Source organism: Limosilactobacillus ingluviei DSM 15946 (assembly GCF_001435775.1).
GTDB lineage: Bacteria > Bacillota > Bacilli > Lactobacillales > Lactobacillaceae > Limosilactobacillus > Limosilactobacillus ingluviei.
On record NZ_AZFK01000040.1, the window covers coordinates 41,041 to 62,413 of the forward strand.

The 21,373-nt window shown below is 53.6% G+C and carries 23 protein-coding genes; 19 read left to right on the top strand and 4 right to left on the bottom strand.

Annotated elements, in window-relative coordinates; genetic code table 11:
- The 10 genes from FC43_RS11370 to FC43_RS05440 all read left to right on the top strand — a co-directional run.
- Positions 1–397, top strand: a 397-nt coding sequence (locus FC43_RS11370) for a transposase (RefSeq protein ID WP_235807595.1), incomplete at its 5' end; no start/stop codon positions are given.
- A 336-nt stretch (positions 398–733) separates the two neighbouring features.
- Positions 734–3,100 (top strand): preprotein translocase subunit SecA, encoded by a 2,367-nt coding sequence (gene secA, locus FC43_RS05400; protein ID WP_056954720.1) that lies wholly within the window; start codon positions 734–736, stop codon positions 3,098–3,100.
- 109 nt (positions 3,101–3,209) lie between these two features.
- A protein-coding gene (gene prfB / locus FC43_RS05405; RefSeq protein ID WP_191979096.1) for a peptide chain release factor 2 occupies positions 3,210–4,326 on the top strand; the annotation gives its coding sequence in 2 pieces (ribosomal slippage) (positions 3,210–3,281 and positions 3,283–4,326; 1,116 coding nt in all).
- A gap of 72 nt (positions 4,327–4,398) precedes the next feature.
- Positions 4,399–4,719, top strand: coding sequence for a PspC domain-containing protein (locus FC43_RS05410; RefSeq protein WP_056954722.1), 321 nt, complete (start codon positions 4,399–4,401; stop codon positions 4,717–4,719).
- A 6-nt stretch (positions 4,720–4,725) separates the two neighbouring features.
- Complete coding sequence (locus FC43_RS05415) at positions 4,726–5,079, top strand: phage holin family protein (RefSeq protein WP_056954724.1); 354 nt, start codon at positions 4,726–4,728, stop codon at positions 5,077–5,079.
- Positions 5,080–5,112: 33 nt separating this feature from the next.
- Positions 5,113–6,069 (top strand): HPr(Ser) kinase/phosphatase, encoded by a 957-nt coding sequence (hprK, locus tag FC43_RS05420; RefSeq protein WP_019206880.1) that lies wholly within the window; start codon positions 5,113–5,115, stop codon positions 6,067–6,069.
- A complete protein-coding gene (gene lgt, locus FC43_RS05425) occupies positions 6,062–6,865 on the top strand; it encodes a prolipoprotein diacylglyceryl transferase (RefSeq protein WP_056954726.1) in 804 nt (267 codons plus the stop codon). Before hprK ends, lgt begins: the two co-directional genes overlap by 8 nt.
- 21 nt (positions 6,866–6,886) lie before the next feature.
- Entirely contained in the window at positions 6,887–7,903 is a 1,017-nt protein-coding gene (locus tag FC43_RS05430; RefSeq protein WP_056954728.1) for an NAD(P)H-dependent glycerol-3-phosphate dehydrogenase, read from the top strand.
- Between the two features lie 53 nt (positions 7,904–7,956).
- Positions 7,957–8,865, top strand: coding sequence for a UTP--glucose-1-phosphate uridylyltransferase GalU (gene galU / locus FC43_RS05435; protein WP_019206877.1), 909 nt, complete (start codon positions 7,957–7,959; stop codon positions 8,863–8,865).
- 58 nt (positions 8,866–8,923) lie between these two features.
- Positions 8,924–9,817, top strand: coding sequence for a M48 family metallopeptidase (locus tag FC43_RS05440; RefSeq protein WP_056954730.1), 894 nt, complete (start codon positions 8,924–8,926; stop codon positions 9,815–9,817).
- Positions 9,818–9,885: 68 nt separating this feature from the next.
- On the opposite strand, the gene clpP is transcribed toward FC43_RS05440, so the two are convergent.
- Positions 9,886–10,476, bottom strand: coding sequence for an ATP-dependent Clp endopeptidase proteolytic subunit ClpP (gene clpP, locus FC43_RS05445; protein ID WP_040470195.1), 591 nt, complete (start codon positions 10,474–10,476; stop codon positions 9,886–9,888).
- A 322-nt stretch (positions 10,477–10,798) separates the two neighbouring features.
- Between clpP and FC43_RS05450 the strand changes: the two genes are divergently transcribed.
- Both FC43_RS05450 and scrK read left to right on the top strand, forming a co-directional pair.
- Positions 10,799–12,157, top strand: a complete 1,359-nt coding sequence (locus tag FC43_RS05450; protein ID WP_056954732.1) for a glucose-6-phosphate isomerase — start codon at positions 10,799–10,801, stop codon at positions 12,155–12,157.
- A gap of 116 nt (positions 12,158–12,273) precedes the next feature.
- Positions 12,274–13,149 carry a fructokinase ScrK gene (gene scrK / locus FC43_RS05455; protein WP_056954735.1) on the top strand — a complete coding sequence of 292 codons (876 nt, stop codon included), beginning with the start codon at positions 12,274–12,276 and terminating at the stop codon, positions 13,147–13,149.
- Between the two features lie 61 nt (positions 13,150–13,210).
- Here the strand turns inward: scrK and FC43_RS05460 are convergent, their stop codons facing one another.
- Both FC43_RS05460 and FC43_RS05465 read right to left on the bottom strand, forming a co-directional pair.
- The gene (locus FC43_RS05460) at positions 13,211–13,654 is read right to left on the bottom strand and encodes a GtrA family protein (RefSeq protein WP_056954737.1); all 444 of its coding nucleotides are present in this window, start codon (positions 13,652–13,654) and stop codon (positions 13,211–13,213) included.
- On the bottom strand, positions 13,654–14,106 hold the full coding sequence (locus tag FC43_RS05465; protein ID WP_056954740.1) for a flavodoxin: 453 nt from the start codon (positions 14,104–14,106) through the stop codon (positions 13,654–13,656). The genes FC43_RS05460 and FC43_RS05465 overlap by 1 nt, the downstream gene beginning before the upstream one ends.
- Positions 14,107–14,247: 141 nt before the next feature.
- Here FC43_RS05465 and map point away from each other — a divergent pair, with 141 nt between their 5' ends.
- The gene (gene map / locus FC43_RS05470; protein ID WP_056954742.1) at positions 14,248–15,105 is read left to right on the top strand and encodes a type I methionyl aminopeptidase; all 858 of its coding nucleotides are present in this window, start codon (positions 14,248–14,250) and stop codon (positions 15,103–15,105) included.
- Positions 15,106–15,168: 63 nt separating this feature from the next.
- On the opposite strand, the gene FC43_RS05475 is transcribed toward map, so the two are convergent.
- A complete protein-coding gene (locus tag FC43_RS05475) occupies positions 15,169–15,903 on the bottom strand; it encodes a hypothetical protein (RefSeq protein ID WP_056954744.1) in 735 nt (244 codons plus the stop codon).
- A 199-nt stretch (positions 15,904–16,102) separates the two neighbouring features.
- Between FC43_RS05475 and trxB the strand changes: the two genes are divergently transcribed.
- The 6 genes from trxB (at position 16,103) to FC43_RS05505 (ending at position 21,371) form a co-directional block, all read left to right on the top strand.
- Positions 16,103–17,041, top strand: coding sequence for a thioredoxin-disulfide reductase (trxB, locus tag FC43_RS05480; protein ID WP_019206869.1), 939 nt, complete (start codon positions 16,103–16,105; stop codon positions 17,039–17,041).
- A gap of 38 nt (positions 17,042–17,079) precedes the next feature.
- Positions 17,080–17,853 (top strand): HAD-IIB family hydrolase, encoded by a 774-nt coding sequence (locus FC43_RS05485; RefSeq protein WP_056954747.1) that lies wholly within the window; start codon positions 17,080–17,082, stop codon positions 17,851–17,853.
- An 82-nt stretch (positions 17,854–17,935) separates the two neighbouring features.
- Positions 17,936–19,648 carry a phospho-sugar mutase gene (locus FC43_RS05490; protein WP_019206867.1) on the top strand — a complete coding sequence of 571 codons (1,713 nt, stop codon included), beginning with the start codon at positions 17,936–17,938 and terminating at the stop codon, positions 19,646–19,648.
- Positions 19,649–19,718: 70 nt separating this feature from the next.
- The gene (locus FC43_RS05495) at positions 19,719–20,354 is read left to right on the top strand and encodes a YfbR-like 5'-deoxynucleotidase (RefSeq protein ID WP_056954749.1); all 636 of its coding nucleotides are present in this window, start codon (positions 19,719–19,721) and stop codon (positions 20,352–20,354) included.
- Positions 20,355–20,363: 9 nt separating this feature from the next.
- Positions 20,364–20,576: a hypothetical protein gene (locus tag FC43_RS05500; RefSeq protein ID WP_056954751.1), complete on the top strand. Its 213-nt coding sequence runs from the start codon at positions 20,364–20,366 to the stop codon at positions 20,574–20,576.
- Between the two features lie 93 nt (positions 20,577–20,669).
- Positions 20,670–21,371, top strand: coding sequence for an ABC transporter ATP-binding protein (locus FC43_RS05505; protein ID WP_056954753.1), 702 nt, complete (start codon positions 20,670–20,672; stop codon positions 21,369–21,371).
- Positions 21,372–21,373 lie beyond the last annotated feature (2 nt).

Here is a 21,373-nt window from a genome sequence, read left to right on the forward strand (position 1 = left end):
GAATAAGGGGCAGAAGCAACGCTCACAAATGGGTAAGCGAAATAACCAAAACTTTATTGGGATTCCGCACCAAACTATGATCAATTTGATCAAATACAAGGCCAATTTAGCCGGGATCGTGGTCATTCAGCACAGCGAGGCCTACACCAGCCAAACCTCCTTCTTAGATAAAGAAGAACCGATTCGTGAAAATGGCGATCAGGCGCGGAACCGCAAGGGGTTAAGCCCAGCGAAACGGCGTCTGAAGCGTGGTCTCTACCGGGCTGATACCGGTCAAAAGATCAACGCCGACGTGAACGGCGCCTTACAAATCATCAAAAAAGTAGTCCCGAATGCGTTTGCGGACGGGATAGCGGGCATCGGATTATGTCCAGTCAAATGGTCCTTGCGATTCTAGGGTCGACCATTTCCAAAAGATTCCGAAAGAAGTTCAACTGCCGAACTGATCGTAAAGTTGTCCCGGAGAAAGTCGTCACTTGACGATGGACGTGCGCTTTGGCGTGGATGGGTTGATTAAAGTAGGTTGAGAACAAGGGTTGCCTAAGCCGTAATTTGATATGGTGTTAGATGATACCGTTATATATCAAGCTAGCAGGAATCTATTATCTTAGTTTCAATTGCATATTGATCATGTTAAAATGGACTTTGTGAATTTTAAATTAGAATGGAAAAATACCGGTTATTTTAGGTAACTACGGCCGGCAAATCTGATGAGGAAGGACAGGACGCATTAATGGCGAACATACTCAGAAAGTGGATTGAAAGTGACCGGCGGGAATTGCGCCGGATCAATAAAATCGCAAATAAGGTGGAAAGCTATGCCGATCAGATGGCGGCGCTCTCTGATGACCAGTTAAAAGCGAAGACAACGGAATTTAAAAAGCGGGTTCAAGAACAAGGAGAAGATCTGGATCACTTGTTGCCCGAAGCCTTTGCGGTGGCCCGGGAAGGGGCCAAGCGGGTCTTGGGGTTGTACCCGTTCCACGTTCAAATCATGGGGGGAATTGTCCTGCATGAGGGGAACATCGCAGAAATGAAGACCGGGGAAGGGAAGACCTTAACGGCCACAATGCCGGTGTACTTAAACGCCCTGAGTGGGAAAGGGGTTCACGTAATCACGGTTAACGAATACCTGTCAGAGCGGGACGCCGAAGAAATGGGGCAACTGTACAACTGGCTGGGGTGCTCGGTTGGGGTCAATGGGACCGAAAAGACGCCGGATGAAAAGAGGGCAGCTTACCAAGCCGACATTATGTACTCGACTAACAGTGAAATCGGGTTTGACTACTTGCGTGACAACATGGCGGTCTACCAAGAAGACCAGGTGCAACGGGGGTTAAACTTTGCCTTGGTCGACGAAGTGGACTCCATTTTAATTGACGAAGCGCGGACGCCCTTGATTATTTCCGGTCCCGGGACGGGGACGTCCAAGCTCTACCAACAAACGGACCGTTTCGTTAAGAAACTGCAAGAAGAGCAGGATTACAAGATCGACTTGGAATCCAAGACGGTCGCTTTGACGGACGAAGGGATCCAAAAGGCTGAAAAATACTTTAACTTGAAGAACCTCTATGATCCCGACAACACCGCCTTGACCCACCACTTGGATCAAGCCTTGCGGGCCAATTACATCATGTTAAAGGATAAGGACTACGTGGTTTCCAACGGTGAAGTCTTGATCGTGGACTCCTTCACCGGGCGGGTAATGGAAGGCCGGCGCTTCTCCGATGGTTTGCACCAAGCCATCGAAGCCAAGGAACACGTGGAAATCCAGGAAGAAAACAAGACGATGGCCAACATCACCTACCAAAACCTGTTCCGGATGTACAGTAAACTGGCGGGGATGACTGGGACGGCCCGGACCGAAATGGAAGAATTCCGGGAAATCTACAACATGGAAACGATTTCGATTCCGACGAACCGGCCGGTTGCCCGGCAAGACGAACCCGACTTGCTGTACCCGACGTTGGAAAGCAAGTTTACGGCGGTGGTCAAGCGGATCAAGGCCTTGCACGAAAAGGGGCAGCCGGTCTTAGTCGGGACGGTGGCCGTCGAAACTTCCGAATACTTGTCACACCTGTTAGACCAAGAAAAGATTCCCCACGTGGTCTTAAACGCAAAGAACCACGCGAAGGAAGCCGAAATTGTCAAGAACGCTGGGCAAGTGGGCGCCGTCACGATTGCGACCAACATGGCCGGGCGGGGGACTGACATCAAGCTCGGACCAGGGGTCAAGGAACTCGGCGGGCTGGCAGTGATCGGGACCGAACGGCACGAATCGCGCCGGATTGATAACCAACTGCGGGGCCGTTCGGGCCGGCAAGGGGACCCGGGCTTGTCCCAGTTCTACCTTTCCCTGGAAGACGATTTAATGAAGCGGTTCGGGGGTGAGCGGATCAAGGCCTTCTTGGAACGGATGAAGGTAGATGGCGAAGACGCCGTTATCAAGAGCCGCTTTTTGACCCGCCAGGTTGAATCCGCGCAAAAGCGGGTCGAAGGGAACAACTACGACTCGCGGAAAAATGTGTTGCAATACGATGATGTGATGCGTGAACAGCGGGAAATCATCTACAAAGAACGGCAACAAGTGATTACGGAAAAGCAATCATTGAAGTGGGTCTTGATGCCGATGGTCAAGCGGACGATCCAACGCGAAGTTGACCAACACACCTTAGGGAACCCGGAAGACTGGCAATTACAAGGGATCTTGGACTTTGCGACCGAGGTCTTGGTCAAGCCCGACCAGATCAGTATGCGCGATTTAGTGGGCAAGGATGCCGACCAAATCGTTAATTACTTGATGAGCCTGGCCGAAGGGGTCTACAAGGATAAGCAGCGGCAGCTCTACGACGCAGCCCAAATGCTGGAATTTGAAAAAGTCGTCATCTTGCGGGTGGTGGATTCACACTGGACTGATCACATTGACGTCATGGACCAATTCCGGCAGTCGGTTGGGCTGCGGGGATACGGCCAGTTGAATCCGCTGGTCGAATACCAAACCGCGGGTTACCACATGTTTGAACAGATGATTGCCGATATTGAATACGAAACGACCCGGCTCTTTATGAAGTCGGAAATTCGGCAAAATGTCACTCGTTAAAGCCTAACGTTAACGATCGGGGCGTTCCCAATCGCAAGGGGAACTTTGCATTGGGGCGCTCATTTTCGTTTAAACGCCGTTTTGCCAGACCCAAAATAAAGGAGTAATCATGGAATTAAGTGAAGCAAAAAAGCAGTTAGAAGCCATGCAATCACAGATTGCGCGCTTCGGGAGGTCTCTTTGACTTAGATGCCTTGAATGAAAGCATCGCCTTAAACGAACACCGGATGGCCGAGCCGGACTTTTGGCAAGATCAACAAGCGGCCCAAAAATTGATCGCCCAAAATAATGAATTGAAGGAGCGGCGGGATACGTTTACGGACCTCCAAGCCGCCGTGCGGGATTTGGCCGACACGATTGAATTATTGGAGTTGGAAGCCGATCCGGCCTTGGCCGCGGAGCTAGCCACCAACTTGAAAACGACCCAAGCGCAGCTAGAAGCCTACCGGTTGAGTCAGCTCTTAAGTGAACCATATGACGCCAAGGATGCCATTTTAGAAATTCACCCGGGGGCCGGGGGGACAGAAGCCCAGGACTGGGGCGAAATGTTGTTGCGGATGTACACGCGGTGGGCGGACCAGCACCACTTTACGGTTGAAGTGGCGAACTATGAAGCTGGTGAAGAAGCCGGGATCAAGAGCGTGACCCTCTTGATCAAGGGCCACAATGCTTATGGTTACCTGCATCCAGAAAAAGGGGTGCACCGCTTGGTGCGGATTTCGCCCTTTGATTCGGCTAACCGACGGCATACTTCCTTTGCTTCAGTCGACGTCATGCCGGAATTGGATGATGACGTGGAGGTCAACATTGATCCCGCCGACTTACGGATTGATACCTTCCGTTCGAGTGGGGCCGGGGGCCAACACATTAACAAGACGGAATCGGCGGTCCGGATTACCCACTTGCCAACCGGGATTGTCACGGCGTCCCAGGCGGAACGTTCCCAGCTGCAAAACCGGGTGACGGCGATGAACATGCTGAAGTCGAAGTTGTATGAATTGGAACAGGAAAAAAAGGCCCAGGAACGGGCGCAACTGGAAGGGGAACAAGCGGAAATTGGCTGGGGGTCGCAAATTCGCTCGTACGTCTTTCACCCGTATTCCCTGGTTAAAGACAACCGGACCAGTTACGAGACCCACGATGTTCAAGGGGTCATGGACGGAAACCTGGATCCGTTCATCAATGCCTTCTTACAATGGAAGTTAAGTCAAAAGACTCAGGATTAATTGCGTTCTGCTAACGGAGAAAGTAAGATTAAGACAATTAAGACAACTGACTTTGGAAAGGAGCAGGTAACGATGGCAAGTCGACATGGCCAGTCCCGGCGGTTAACGCGTTCGGCCACCGACCGGCGGTTAAGTGGCGTTTGTGGGGGCTTAGGTGCTTATTTTGGGGTCAAGCCCGTGATTTTTCGGTTAGGGTTTGTGGGGTTTACCCTGGTGACGCAAATTGTCCCCGAGTTAATCATCTACTTGTTAATGACCTTAGCGATGCCCGCTGATCCCCAAGCCCCGGCTTGGTCCAACTTCTTTGGCCCGGGGGCGGCGCCCAAAGCTGCCCCGCGGAAGCGTAAGGAATTGCATGATGTTGAAGAACACGACATTGAGCCAAAGGGGTAGCGGGGCATGAATTTTTTAAAAGAGATTTTACTCAACACCATTTTATTTGTGGCCCTGGCCGGCCTGTTTGCTCAAACGGGGGCTTTTTACGTCAGCAGCTTGGGCGTGGCGATTTTGGCCAGTTTGGTCTTGGCCCTGTTGAACCTGTTGGTCAAACCAATTTTGTTCATCTTGTCGTTTCCCATCCACCTTTTGACGTTGGGCTTATTCAGTTTTGTGTTAAATGGCGTCATGTTGATGTTGACTTCTTATGTGCTGGGGGAAGATTATTTTCGCTTTTCCTCGCTGTGGTCGGCAATCTTGATTGCCTTATTAATGTCTGTTTGCAATGCCATCTTGAGCAGCCATTTTTTAGACTAGTGGGGCTCAAGGGATTTTTGAAAGGAGGCAGCTATGCCTGATTCAGTTACGGTCGCTGATTTGGCCAAAAACGTGCGCTTGTCCGTCTTGCAGGGGGAAGAGTACCTGGACCGGCCTATTACGACCAGTGATATTTGTCGCCCGGCCCTCGAGTTTGCGGGGTACTTTAAGCACTACCCGGCGATGCGGATTCAATTGTTGGGAATTACGGAAACATCCTTTGCCAAGGAGATTGGCCACGAAAAGCGCAAGGAGTACTTAGAGCGGATGTGTATGCCCGCCACGCCGTGTTTTGTGGTTTCAACCGATCTGCCGGTAATGCCAGAACTAAAGGCGGCCGCTAAAGCCGCCCACATTCCGATTCTAGGCACGCCGCTGACTTCATCGCGGATCTTGGGGAACATGACCTCTTACTTGGTGGCGCGGCTTGCCAAGCGTCAATCCCTGCACGGGGTGTTGGTCGACATTGCCGGGGTCGGGGTCTTGATCACTGGTGACTCCGGGGTCGGCAAGAGTGAAACGGCCTTAGAATTGGTCCGGCGGGGGCACCGCTTGGTCGCCGACGACCGGGTTGAAGTCTACGCGCGTGATGAACAGACCTTAGTCGGCGAAGCTCCGATGATTTTGGAACACCTGATGGAAATTCGGGGGATTGGGATCATCAACGTTATGACCCTGTATGGTTCTGGGGCCGTGATGCCGCAAGATACGATTGATTTGATTGTGCACTTGGAGACTTGGACGCCGGATACCCATTTTGATCGCTTGGGTGACCGTGGCGATACCCAAATGATTTTGGATGTTGAAGTGCCAAAGGTTTCCGTACCAGTTAAAACGGGGCGGAACCTGGCGATCATCATCGAATCTGCAGCGATGAACTACCGGGCGGAAACGATGGGGTACGATGCGACCAAGACCTTTGACGAGAACCTAAACCGGTTGATCAAACAAAACTCCCAGGCCAACCAAACTGGGGGCAGTCATGATTAAAGCTGCGCTTAATCCGATCGCTTGGCAGTGGGGCGCTTTGCAGGTCCACTGGTACGGGGTGATTATTGCTACTGGCGTGGTTTTGGCCCTAGTCTTATCAATTCGAGAAGGAAGACGCCAAGGCATTGAAGAAGACGCCTTTTATGATTTCTTGTTGTATGCCTTGCCTGTCGCCTTGGTTTGTGCCCGCTTGTACTACGTGATTTTTCAATGGTCGTATTACCGGTTGCACCCGAGTGAAATTATTGCCATTTGGGACGGCGGGATCGCCATCTATGGGGGCTTGCTCGGGGGCGCTGCCGTGCTATGGTGGTATTGTCGCCGCCAGCAGCGCTCAGCCTGGCAGTTCTTGGATATTATCGCCCCGACGGTTATCATGGCCCAAGGCCTGGGCCGGTGGGGAAATTTCTTTAACCAGGAAGCCTTTGGGGGAGTAACCACCAAAGCAGCCCTAATGGCCCAACACTTACCAGCCTGGGTGATTAATCAAATGTATATCGGCGGGGCTTACCGGGTACCGACCTTCTTGTATGAATCGAGTTGGGATCTGACCGGTTTTGTCCTGTTGATGTTGTTGCGGCACCGGCGCCACTTCTTTAAGCGGGGCGAGGTGTTCTTAGCTTACGTGGCCTGGTATGCCTTTGGCCGCTTCTTTATTGAAGGGATGCGGACGGACAGTTTAATGTTGGGGCCGGTGCGCTTTTCGCAGGGCTTGTCCGTGCTTTTGTTTGTCATTGCGTTGGGCGCCGTTGTTTACCGGCGGCGCCAGCGTACGTTGCCATGGTACGCCGCTTAAGCGGAATTGGAGGAAAGAATGATGAAAAAACAGATTGCCGTCTTAGGGGCAGGCTCCTGGGGGAGCGTTTTGGCCAATGTGTTAGCAGAAAATGGCCATCAAGTCCAGTTGTGGTCCCGGAACCCGGATCAGGTGGCTGAATTAAATGAGCACCACACGAACCAAAAGTATTTAGCGGACTTTACCTATCAGCCGGCTTTACACGCGACGACAGACATGGCCGCCGCCGTTACGGGGGCCCAAGTGGTCTTAGTGGTAATCCCAACCAAGGGCTTGCGCCAAGTCAGCCATCAATTAGCCCAAGTATTGGCGGCTAGTGGGGACCAACCGGTAATTACCCACGCGACAAAGGGGTTGGAACAAGCGACCTACAAGCGGCCGTCAGAAATTTTAGCGGAAGAAATTCCGGCTGCCAACCGGCAAGCGATCGTGGTCCTGTCGGGGCCAAGCCATGCCGAAAGTGTGGCCATTCATGACATGACGGCGGTCACGGCGGCCAGTGAAGACTTGGCCAGTGCCGAATTGTTGCAAAGCCTCTTTAGTAACCAATATTTCCGGGTTTACACCAATGACGATGTGATCGGGGCGGAATTTGGGGCCGCGCTGAAAAACATTATTTCGATTGGGGCGGGCGCCTTGCAAGGGCTGGGCTACCATGACAATGCCCGGGCGGCCTTGATTACCCGGGGCCTGGCCGAAATCCGGCGCTTGGGGGTAGCCTTTGGGGCTAATCCGCTGACCTTCATTGGGTTATCTGGCGTTGGCGACTTGGTGGTGACCGCCACCAGCAAGAACTCGCGCAACTGGCGCGCGGGTTACCAACTGGGTCAGGGCAAGCCGCTCAAGGACGTGATTGAACAAATGGGGATGGTGATTGAAGGGGTCTACACCACCAAGGCGGCCTTCGAATTAGCTCAAAAACGGCACGTTAAAATGCCGATTACCGAAGCGATCTACCGGGTCTTATACGAAGACGAAAACGTCGAAACGGCGATTAAAAACCTGATGAGCCGAGAAGTTACGTCCGAAGTCGAGTAAATATGGTAAAATGGTAGCGCATGCAAATAGATTTACGGAGGGTTAGTTAAATTATGAAACAAGTACGGAAAGCAATTATTCCAGCCGCGGGCTTGGGGACCCGCTTCTTACCAGCCACCAAGGCCTTAGCCAAGGAAATGCTGCCGATCGTGGATAAGCCAACGATCCAATTTATCGTCGAAGAAGCCCGCCAATCCGGGATTGAAGATATCGTCGTGGTCGACGGCAAGAACAAGCGCTCAATCGAAGACCACTTCGACTCCAATCCAGAATTGGAAGACAACCTGCGTTCCAAGCACAAGGACGAAATGCTGAAGTTGGTGGAAGAAACGACCGACATCAACATCTACTTCATTCGTCAATCCCACCCACGGGGCTTGGGGGACGCCGTTTTGACGGCGCGGGCCTTCATTGGCGACGAACCATTCGTGGTGATGCTCGGTGACGACTTGAACAACATCAACGGCAATGGCAACCCGCTGACCAAGGAACTGATTACCAGCTACCAAGAAACCGGGGCTTCTACTTTGGCCGTAATGCGGGTCCCACACGAAGACACCGCTAAGTACGGGGTGATCAACCCAAGCGCTGAAGTTAAGCCGGGGCTTTACAACGTTACCAACTTCGTGGAAAAGCCAGACCCCAAGGATGCCCCATCCGATCTGGCGATCATCGGCCGGTACGTCTTCACGCCGGAAATCTTTGACGTCTTGGAAAACACCAAGCCGGGCAAGGGGAACGAAATCCAATTAACCGATGCGATCAACACTTTGAACAAGACGCAACGGGTCTTTGCCCACGAATACAAGGGGGACCGCTATGACACCGGGAACAAGTTTGGCTGGCTGGAAACCAACATTGAATACGGCTTGAACCATCCGCAAACCAAGGACGAATTGCGCGAATACATTAAGACTTTAGGGGCGAAGTTAGCCGCTGAAGACAAAGCCAAGAAGAAGTAATTAACTAGAAAGCCAACGCTGATTAGGTTCGGCGTTGGCTTTTTTGGAGGAATTAAGCATGTTGTTTACCCAAATTGCCCAAAATAAGCGCAATACCCGTTGGGTGCTGGTCGGCTACGGGCTGCTTTTAATCGCGATCACGATTTTGTTTGCTCAGGTTAGCTGGCAAGTGGCCCTGGGCTTTGCCCTCTTTGGGCTCGGCTATGTTTGGTACTTTTACTACCACGCGACCCGCTATTTAATGCGGGTCACCAATGCCCAGGCGGTCAGCCGCGTGGACGCCCCCGTCTTGTACGAACTCGTTGAAGAACTCTGCTTGGCGGGCGGGCTGCCAATGCCAGCCTTGTACGTTACGCCCGACGAAGAGCCGAATGCCTTTGCGACCGGCCGTGATCCGGAGCACGCTAGCTTAGCGGTCACGGCCGGGCTCTTGGCCATGATGGATCAAGAAGAACTACGTGGGGTGCTCGGCCACGAATTAGCCCACATCCGGAATTACGACATTCGGGTGACGACTTTGACGGCGGCTCTGGTTCAGCTGGTCTTGCTGACGGGGGTAACGCTGGTCGCCTTTGGCTGGGGGCTATTTGCCAGCCGGGTCGGCGGTTGGCTGAAATTGGTTTTGGTGATCTTCGGGGTAGCGGTGCTGGGTTTGGGGCTGCCCTTGCTGGTGCTGGGCTTTCCCTTAGCCAAGCTGATGTTTTTTGCCCTGTCGCGGCAACGTGAATACTTGGCGGATGCCGGCTCAGCGGACTTAACCCGGGACCCGCGGGGCCTGATCTCCGCTTTACAAAAGTTGGCGGCCCTGCCCGCCCCGGGTGAAGCGACCAACCTCGTGGTTAACAGCCTGGCCTTTAACGCGGCCCCACCGCAGCGGTGGTGGGCCAACTTACTGGCAGATCATCCCGCGCTGGAGAAGCGGATTACGCGGTTGCAGGCGAGTGCCCAGTAAGTTTTCGGAGATGACAAAAACGGCTGGCGTGCCGAAAATGGTACGTCAGCCGTTTTTAAATTTCTGGATTATTTGAGGCTGTTGCTGTCCATGATCCCGTCTAACAGACCATAGTCAACCGCTTCTTGGGCCGTCATGAAGTTGTCCCGTTCCGTATCTTGTTGGACCTTTTCAAAGGTTTGCCCGGAGTTGGCCGCCAAGATTTCGTTCAGCATCTTGCGGGTCTTCAGGATTTCTTCGGCGGCAATTTGAATTTCGGTTTGTTGCCCTTGGGCCCCACCAGATGGTTGGTGGATCATTACCGTGGAGTGTGGCAGCCCAAAGCGCTTGCCCTTGGCTCCAGAGGAGACCAATACACTGGCCATGGAAGCAGCCATCCCGATCACGATCGTTTGGACATCGGACTTGATGAAGTTCATCGTGTCGTAAATTGCCATCCCGGCCGTAACCACCCCACCTGGGGAGTTAATGTACATGTAAATGTCCTTGGTGGAGTCTTGGGCGTCCAAGAAGAGCAGTTGGGCGACAATCGAGTTGGCCATGTTGTCTTCGATTGGGCCGGATACCATGATGATCCGGTCCTTTAACAGGCGTGAGTAAATGTCATAAGCGCGTTCTCCGCGGGAGGATTGCTCGATGACAGTAGGTACAAGATTCATTTTCTAACCTCCTAATTAGCAGTGGTTAGCGTGGTTTGCTAACTGATAGGAATAGTTTACTCTGTAGGTCAGCAAAGGTCAAATTATTTGGTCAAAAAGCTGACCCCCAATCTTATATTAACCGGTTGACACACACTGGGAAGTAAGGTATATTATAGACGTCACCAAAAGAAACCGCTTCCACAAATTTTCAATTGACCATTAGGGCGGTAAGGGCGACGAAAAATTCGTTTTGCGTATTGAAAACGGGTTCACAAACGCATATGATCGTATTATGTAGAAATAAACCCAACTGATTTTGGAAGAAAGAGGTTTTGTATTCATGGCTCACGTATCATTTGACAGTTCAGCGTTGAAGCAATTTGTTCACGATAACGAATTGGGCGAAATGCAAGCAATGGTCAACGCCGCGGACCAACAATTGCGGCAAGGCACGGGTGCCGGGGCGGACTTCCGCGACTGGCTGCACTTGCCAACCGACTACGACAAGGAAGAATTTGCCCGGATTAAGGCGGCCGCTAAAAAGATCCAAAGCGACTCCGAAGTCCTGGTCGTTATCGGGATCGGGGGTTCGTACTTGGGTGCCCGGATGGCCATTGACTTCTTGCACAACAGCTTCTATCAAGCGCAAGCCCCAGCTGCCCGGAAGGCTCCGCTGGTGGTCTTTGCCGGGAACTCCTTGTCCAGTTCTTACGTCCACGATCTGATTGAACTGATCGGTGACAAGGACTTCTCGATCAACGTGATTTCCAAGTCCGGGACGACGACGGAACCATCGATTGCCTTCCGGATCTTTAAGGAACTGCTGGTCAACAAGTACGGGGAAGAAGAAGCCAACCACCGGATTTACGCCACCACGGACCGCCAGCGCGGCGCTTTGAAGACCGAAGCCGATGCGGCCGGCTGGGAAACCTTCGTGATTCCGGATGGCGTCGGCGGCCGCTACTCCGTCTTAACGGCGGTGGGGCTCTTGCCAATTGCCGCTTCGGGGGCCGACATCGACCAACTGATGGCTGGGGCCAAGGCCGCCGAAGACACCTACGTGGATCCGGACCTGACCAAGAACGAGGCCTACCAATACGCAGCTTACCGCAACATCTTGTACCGGAAGGGCTTTACCACCGAACTGCTGGAAAACTATGAACCAAACATGACGATGTTTGCCGAATGGTGGAAGCAATTAGCCGGTGAATCCGAAGGGAAGGACCAAAAGGGGATCTACCCATCCAGTGCCAACTTTACGACCGATCTGCACTCCTTGGGCCAATACATCCAAGAAGGGCTACGGAATTTGATGGAAACGGTCGTTAAATTGGATACGCCAAACCATGATCAAGTCATCCCAGCGGCTGAATCCAACCTTGACGGGTTGGCTTACCTGGAAGGCAAGAACATGGATTGGGTCAACACCAAGGCTTACGAAGCCGTCGTGGCGGCTCACGTGGCTGGTGGGGTACCGGTCATGACTGTCCACATCGAGAAGGAAGATGCCTTCACCTTGGGCTACTTAATCTACTTCTTTGAAGTGGCCATTGCAATCTCAGGGTACTTAAACGGGATCAACCCGTTCAACCAACCAGGGGTCGAAGCCTACAAGACCAACATGTTTGGTCTGTTGGGCAAGCCGGGCTACGAAGAAGTCGGGGCCAAGTTACGCCAAGAAATGGCTGACAACCAATAATTTAATCACTACGGTTACCGTCTGGGCGACCAGGCGGTAATTTTTCCCAGTTTATGTTAAGCGGTTGCAACACCAGACCAACCGTGAGCATGACCCAAGTTAAAGGAGGAAATATTATGTTACTCGGAAGTGTAGAAGCAGGGGGCACCAAGTTTGTTTGCGCGGTCGGCAATGAAGATTACCGGATCCAAGATACGACCCAATTCCCCACCACCACCCCAGAAGAAACCTTGCAAAAGACGATTGACTACTTTAAGCAATTCCCAGACTTAAAGGCAATCTCAGTCGCGTCCTTTGGGCCGATTGAAATCCGCCACAATTCGCCTAAGTACGGCTACATCACTGATACGCCCAAGCCGGGGTGGTCAAACGTCGATTTTGTCGGGACCTTAAAGCAAGCCTTTGATTTACCGATCTACTGGACGACGGACGTGAATGGTTCGGCCTACGGGGAATATGTCCTTTCAACCCTCTTTAACCAAAAGATCAATTCCCTGGTTTACTACACGATCGGGACTGGGGTCGGCGCCGGGGCCGTGATTGACGGTAAGTTTGTCGGGGAGGTTGGCCACACGGAAATGGGCCACATCCGCTTGAAGCGCCACCCCGCTGACCTGGACTTTAAGGGGATCTGTCCGTTCCACGGCGACTGCTTGGAAGGGTTGGTCGCCGGGCCGACCTTTGAAGCTCGGACTGGCAAGAAGGGCAAGGACGTGCCGCTGACCGATCCTGTTTGGGACATCATGGCGTACTACGTGGCCCAAGCGGCCTTGGATACGACCTTGATGTTCCGGCCAGCCAAGATTATCTTTGGTGGCGGGGTGGTCAGTGAAGCCTTTTTGAAGAAGGTCCGCGCCCAATTCAAGGACTTGTTAAATGATTACGTGGAAGTCGGCGACCTCGACCAATACATCGTGATGCCGCTGGCTAAACACAACGGCTCGGCGACGGTCGGCAACTTTGCGTTAGCTTTGAAGGCTTACTTAAATTAAAGCCCGGGACGTTAAAAAGGCGTCGGAACCATCAAGTTTGATGATTCCGGCGCCTTTCAGCTTATTTTTTCATCATTTTGGCGTTGCTTTTAAAGATCAGCCACTTCGAGAAGACGTAGTTGGCAATCACTACCAGGACATTGTCAACCAACTTGACGATAAATTGGCCTAGCGGAGAGGTAAAGCCTAACCACGAGACCCCGACAAAGACAATCGCCATGTCTAACAATAAGGTCAACCCGCGGTAGAAGAAGAATTGCACCAGTTCGACCCAAAAGGCCCGCCAAGTGGTGTACGGGGAGTTAAAGACCCAGACCTTATTGGTAAAGTAGGCCACCAAGACCGATAAGAACCAGGCAATCACGGTCGCCACCTCAAAGTGCCAGTGCAAGCCAGTACTCAGCCACTGGTAGGAAGCGAGATTGACGATCGTCGTCACCACGCCCCAAAAGAGGTAGGCGATGATGCTTTTGTACTTCTGCCACAGGGCAGTCAGGGCGGCCATTACTTGCCCGCCGCCTTTTCAACCAGGCTGGCGGCAAAGGCGTCCAGCGTGTCGACGTCGTCACCCTCCGGGGCGAGGTCGATGTGGACGTATTCGGCCCCCTTGGTGGCCCCGGCGCTTTCAAAGGCGGCGCCGAAGTCATCAACGGCCCGGCAGTAATCATCGGCGTAGAAGGTATCGCCCGAACCGGCGACCCCGTAAATCTTACCACTTAAGTCGGCTTCCTTTAAGTCGTCATAAAAGTCCAAGCCTTCTTCTGGCAGAGCCCCTTCGTCGTAAGTGTAGGGGCAGACCACACAGATGTCGGCGTCAGCAAAATCGGCGACGTCGGCCATCGTGATTTCCTTTTCGTCAACGTCAACGCCGAGGTTTTCCAGGGCGTCGGTGATCAGGTCGGCAACGTCTTCGTTGTTGCCAGTAATTGTAGCAAACACTACCACTGCTTTTGTCATGTTCTTCACCTGTTTCTTTCTTATTCGTAATCAAAGAAAGTATATCACACTCCTTTTTTGGATTCTGGTGATATACTTAAGATTGAAGTTTTATTTTATCTCGTTGGTTGAAAACGGGAATCAAAGGAGTAAGCATTTAGAATGATTAGTTTAAAATCACCGCGCGAAATTCGGGCGATGGAAAAATCTGGGGCGGTCCTGGCCGGGATGCACCTGGGGATGCGCCAAATCATCAAGCCGGGCATTTCCAGCTGGGTCTTAGAAGAATTTGCCCGTAAGTACTTTAAGCAGGCTGGCGCGATTGCCGCCCAAATCGGTTTTGAAGGCTACAAGTACGCCACCTGTGTCAGTGTTAACGACGAAATCTGCCACGGTTTCCCCCGCAAGAAGCTGCTCTTAAAGGAGGGCGACCTGGTCAAGGTTGATACGGTCGTCAACCTCGACGGGGCCTATTCTGATTCTTGCTGGTCCTACGTAGTGGGCCAAGCGAGTCCTGAAGTTGCCAAACTGATGGACGTCACCAAAAAAGCCCTCTACTTGGGGATCGACCAGTGCCAAGTCGGCAACCGGCTTGGTGACATTGGGGCGGCAATCCAGCACTACACGGAAGATGAACACGGCTACGGTGACGTGCGTGAATTTGTCGGTCACGGGATCGGCCCAACGATGCACGAAGACCCAATGGTGCCCCACTACGGGGAAGCCGGCCGCGGCTTGCGGCTGCGCAAGGGGATGACGATTACCGTCGAACCGATGATTAACACCGGGACGTGGAAAGCCGATACGTCCGACCCGAGTGGTTGGCTGGCTAAGACGGCCGATGGGGGCTTGTCGTGCCAATACGAACATACCCTGGTGATCACCGATGACGGGCCGAAGATCTTGACTTCCCAAGATCCAAAAGCCGACCGGGATTACCTCTATGATGACGAATACGCCGGCTTTTTAGCCCACTACGGGGCAATTGCCACGGACGTGGTCAAAAAACACTTTGCTTAAATTAAATGCGCGGTTGGGAAACAGAGTGTTTCTCAGCCGCGCATTTTCTTTTGCTTGCGCAGTTTACTCGGAAGGAGGCGCTTTGGGATAACGGCACCGGGCAATTTGTCCCCCCAGGAGGCCGATTAAAATCACGAGACTGCCAATTACGCCCCATTGCCAAAGGGGCTGGTCGTATGGTGGCGCTGCGGGGGTACTGTTCAGGGGTAACTGCCGGGTCAGCGCCGGGGCGCTCACGGGCGGCTTAGCAAGGTTCGGTTTGAGAGAGTGGTGGCCACGCGCCAGTAAAGGCTGGGGTGACGCGGGGGCGATGTTGCGCTGGTTGGTCAGCGGCGGGGCCAAGGTCGCGCCCGCCGTGGAGGATGCGGCCGGTGAGACCGGACTTAGTACAGCGGGCGGCGGACTAGGCTTAGCAGAGCTTGGCGCTAGTGCGGCGGTTGATTTCACCGGTTGAACTGCGGCCACTGGCGTTGGCTGGTCGGCGGCCGGGGTATCGGTCGTCAGCTGGGCCGGGGCAGCGGGGCTGATTAGCAGTGAAGTTCGGCTGCGCGGGGGCGCTACCGGAGCCGGGGGCGCTGCCATGACGGGTAGCACCACGGTTGGATTACTGGCGGTAAGGGAAGCTGGCGTTGCGTTCACGGCCGGCGTTGCAGAGTTGACCGCCGGCGTTGCGGGAGCGGTTAGCGATGTTGGGGTGGACGTTTGCAGCTCAACAGCGTGAGTCGTCGGGCCGCCACCCCAGGCTCCCAGGCTGAGGGCAAGGCTGGTTAAGACCGTTAACCACCGCTTTTTAATCACACTTCACTCCCCCTTTCTTAACGATTTCTTCAAAAATGAGTATAGCAGAAAAAAAGGCGGTGCGCCGGTTACAAAAGCATTACCGTTTGCTGCTTACTAAAAATAACCTTACAAAAAGTAAGCAAGAGAATGGACAGGAAGGCCAAAAACAAGTATGATAAGCTTAAAATCGTGTCAGAATGATAAAGGAGCAAAAAAGATGGCAGAAACAAAGCAGACAAACTATGATGTAATCGTAATCGGGGCCGGTCCCGGGGGCATGACGGCAGCCATGTACGCGTCCCGGGCCAACCTGTCCGTCTTGATGCTTGACCGCGGGATTTACGGCGGGAACTTAAACAACACCGCCGAAATCGAAAACTACACCGGCTTTAAGTCGATCATGGGCCCAGACCTGGCTAAGGAAATGTACGAAGGGGCGACCCAATTCGGCGCGGACTACGCTTATGGCGCGGTGGAAAAGGTTGAAGTCGTCGGGGAGGTTAAGCAGATCACGACCGACATGGGCGACGTCTTTACCGCCAAGGCAGTCGTGATTGCCACCGGGTCGAGTCAACGCAAGCTCGGCGTGCCGGGCGAAGCCGAATTTTCCGGCCGCGGGGTTTCTTACTGCGCGGTCTGCGACGGGGCCTTCTTTAAGAACAAGCACCTGATCGTGGTCGGCGGGGGGGACTCGGCCGTCGAAGAAGGGGCCTTCTTGACCCAACTGGCGGATAAGGTAACGGTCCTGGTCCGGCGCGACCAACTGCGGGCCCAACCGATTGTCCAAGATAAGGCAATGCAAAACCCAAAGATGGAATTTATCTTTAACACCAGCGTGACCGAAATTGTCGGCGATGACATGAAGGTCACCGGGGTCAAGACCGTTAACAACGTGACCGGGGAAACCGGTGAACTGGCCGCCGACGGGGTCTTTATCTACGTCGGCAGCGATCCGATGACGGCCCCGTTTAAGGACCTCGGGATCTTAAATGCCAAGGGCTGGGTCGAAACCGACGCGACGATGGCAACCAAGATTCCGGGCATCTTTGCGGTCGGCGACGTCCGCGACACCCTCTTGCGCCAAGTGGCCACGGCCGTTGGCGACGGGGCGATTGCCGGCCAACAAGTTTTTAAGTACTTAGACGAACAAAAGTAATTGAGGGGCGGTTGCGGTGAGCAGCTGCTTTTTTACCAATGAAGTATTTGATTTCTGATTTAGATCACACCCTGTTAAATGAAGCTGGCCAGCTTAGTGCAGTCACGCGCCAAGTGATCCGCCAGCAGCCGGCTTGGCAAGTAATGCTGGCCTCAGCCCGCTTGCCCGCTCAGATGGTGAGTTTGATTGACGCCCTGGACTTAACCGGCCCCCAGGTGGGGTTGAACGGGGCGATTGTTTTTGAGGTTAACGGTGGACAGGTGCGGACGCTGACCACGACCCCGTTGGCAGTGCCAGTTGCCCAGGAACTGTTTGACCTGGTGCACACCCAGTGGGGCTTGCCGATTCAGTGGCTGACCGCCAGCACTTTTTTTGCGACGGAGCTGACGCCCCAGGTCCAGCTTGAAATTGACTACACTGGCGTAACGGTAACTTACGCGACGCAACTCCCGCCGGGGCCGGTGCTGGCCTTTTTATTAATCTTACCGGACCGCCGGACCTTTAATCGGATCCAGGCCCAGCTGGCCGCGCGTTGGCCCGACTTGACCCTGGCCGATTCGGGGGATGACTATTTGATGATTACCGCCCCCGGGGTCGATAAAAGCCAGGCCGCGCGTTACCTCTTGGCCCAGGGGGTCGCCCAGGCGGACCTGTACGGGGTGGGTGACGACTTAAACGACCTACCGCTCTTAAAAGCCGTCGGCCACCCCTTGGCGGTGGCCAACGCCCAGCTGGCCGTCCGTGCTTGTGCCGGACAAATCCTGGCCAGCAACCAAGCCGACGGGGTGGCGCACTTTTTGGCCCAATCCTGATTTGTGTGTTTTCTCACCATCGCCCATGCGGTATACTATGGAAAGTGAGAAATTAGTTAACCAATGAAGAGGAGATGTTTCTTTGAGCTGGAAGGAAACTTACCAAGCGTGGGCCGATGAACCGCGCCTGGCTGCTGATTTAAAGCAGGAATTAACCACGATGACGGACGAAGAAAAAGAAGACGCCTTTTACGGACCGCTCTCCTTTGGGACGGCTGGGATGCGGGGCTTGATGGGCCCGGGGACCAACCGGATGAACGTCTACACGGTCCGGCAAGCCACGGCCGGGTTGGCGGCCTTGATGGAATCCTTGGGCGATGAAATCAAGCAGCGCGGGGTGGCAATTGGCTATGATTCCCGCCACCACTCAGCCGAATTTGCCCACGATTGTGCCCGGGTCTTAGGGGCGCACCAGATTCCGGTCTTTATCTACGACAACGTCCGGCCGACGCCGGAACTGTCCTTTGCCGTGCGCTACAACCACGCTTACGCCGGGATCATGATCACGGCCTCCCACAACCCCAAGGAATACAATGGTTACAAGATCTACGGGGAAGACGGCGGCCAATTGCCACCGAAGGAATCCGATCAGATGACGGCCTTCATTCGCCAAATTGACGATGTTTTTGGGATCGAATTGGCCGATGAACAAGCGATGCTCAACAGCGGTTTGGAACAAGTGATGGGCGAAGACGTTGACTTTGCCTACTTGGAAGAAGCCAAGGCGGTTACGATCAACCGCGAACTGGCCGCTGAATACGGCCGCGACATGAAGTTTGTCTTCACCCCATTGTGCGGGGTCGGCCGGATGCTAGGGGAACGGGCCTTGCGTCAAGCCGGGTTCTTCAACTTCGTGATTGAACCCTTGGAAGCCCAACCCAACGGGGACTTCCCGGGCTTAAAGAATCCGAACCCGGAATTTGCGGAAGCCTTCACCCGCTCGATTGCCCTCGGCAAGCAGGTTGATGCCGACGTCTTGATCGCTACCGACCCGGATGCCGACCGGATGGGCTGTGCGGTCCGGCAACCCAATGGTGAATACCAACTGCTGACTGGGAACCAAATTGCTTCCTTGATGTTGCACTACATCTTGGAAGCCCACAAGCAAGCCGGCACCCTGCCAGCCAACGCGGCGGCCGTTAAGTCGATTGTCTCCACCGACTTTGCCACTAAGATTGCGGCCAGCTACGGGGTGGAAATGATCAACGTCTTGACCGGGTTCAAGTGGATCGCCGATCAAATTCACCAGTACGAAACCAAGCACAACCACACCTTCATGTTTGGGTTTGAAGAAAGCTACGGTTACCTGGTTCAACCATTTGTCCGCGACAAGGATGCCATCCAAGCCTTGACCCTCTTGGCGGAAGTGGCAGCTTACTACCGGAGCCGGAACATGACCCTTTACGATGGGGTGCAAGAATTGTTTAAGACCTACGGCTACTTCAAGGAAAAGACGATTGCCAACGTCTACGCTGGCGTTGATGGCCCGGCGAAGATCAAGGCCTTGATGAAGAAGTTCCGCGAAGAATCACCAACTGATTTTGCCGGGCACCAAGTCGTGGCCTTAGAAGACTTTGCCCAGGGCACCAAGACCCTGGCTGACGGAACGGTCGAAGCCTTGACGATGCCGACTTCCAATGTCTTACGGTACGTCTTAGATGATGAAACTTGGATTGCGATCCGGCCATCCGGAACGGAACCGAAGTTGAAATACTACATCGGTACATCGGCCCCAACCGAAGCGGCCGCTACTGCCAAATTGGCGGAATTTGAAGCCGCATTGGCCGAATTTTAATTTAATCAACTGTACGGGAGCGGGGTGACTGACACCCTGCTCCCGTTTGGTAAAAGAGAGGAAATTGACCATGGGAATGCACGAATACCTAAAGAGTTTGAGTGATCTGGAAATGATCAACCGGGCGCCGGGTTATTTCAAGTTTGAAGAACACAACGTGGCGGCCCATTCGTTTAAGGTGACCCAAGCGGCCCAGATGCTGGGCGACATTGAAGAACAGGCCGGCCACGAGGTCGATTGGCGCTCTTTGTACGAAAAGGCCTTAAACCACGATTACACCGAAAAATTTATTGGCGACATTAAGACCCCGGTTAAGTACGCAACACCGGAACTGCGCAAGATGTTGGCGAAGGTTGATGAATCCTTAACGGAAAACTTTATTGAGACCGAAATTCCGGTGGAATTTCGGGCAGCCTACGAGCGTCGCTTTGCCGAGGGCAAGGATGACACCTTGGAAGGTAAGATTCTCTCGGTGGCCGATAAGGTTGACTTGATGTATGAATCCTTTGGGGAAATTCAAAAGGGGAATCCTGAGCCGGTTTACATGGATATTTACAAATCAAGTCTGGAAGCGATCATGGATTTCCGCGAACTGACCAGTGTGCAATACTTCTTAAAGAAGATCTTGCCAGAACTCCTCAAGGACAACGCCAATGTCAACAGTCAGCAATTAGCAATTGCCACGACCCAAATTTTGCAAAAGTAGGGGAAAATAATGAAATACGACGGGGTAATTATCATGATGGCGATCGCCAACTTGGCGATGTTTGCCGCCGGCGCCTGCTTGATTCTCAAGGCCTGGGTACTGTTTGTGGTTTGCTTAGGCCTTTTTTTGGCCTTTACCTGCGTGCACGCCTGGTACTTGGCGACCTTGCGCCAGCGGGTGAAAAAGGAATTGACGCTGCACCAGTCAGAAACAAAAGATTAAGGGAATGCAAAGCGATTGTCGACTGACGATCGCTTTTTTGCTTGCGACCAATTCGGAAAGCGTTCACAATGAAAGGAAAAGGGGGGTCAGCACATACCACTAATCGAAGTCAAACACAATACGAAGACCTACCAGAGCGGGACGACGCAAATCGACGCCAACCACGACATCAGCTTTACCATTGACACTGGCGAGTTGGTGATCATCTTGGGGGCTTCCGGGGCCGGCAAGTCGACCTTGCTCAATATCCTCGGCGGGATGGACACCAACACCAGCGGGGCAGTGATTATCAACGGCCACGATATCGCCCAGTACACGCCCAAGCAACTGACGGCCTACCGGCGGGAAGTCGTCGGCTTTGTCTTTCAATTCTATAATTTGATCCCGAACCTGACCGCCAAGGAAAACGTTGAGTTGGCCGCCGAGCTGGTCGATCACGCGATGGACGCGACGACGGCGTTAGCGGCCGTTGGTTTGGCAGACCACGTCGATAAATTCCCGGCCCAACTGTCTGGCGGGGAGCAACAACGGGTTGCGATTGCCCGGGCGCTCGCCAAGCAGCCCCAGCTCCTCTTGTGCGATGAGCCGACCGGGGCCTTGGATTACCAGACCGGCAAGCATGTCCTGCAGATTTTGCAGGACATGAGCAGGCAACACCAGACGACGGTCGTGATCGTGACCCACAACGCCGCCTTGGCGCCGATCGGTGATCAGGTCCTCCACATTCACGACGGCCGCCTGCAAAAAAGCGAGCGCCACGCCCACCCAGCTGACATTGCGACCTTAGAATGGTAGGT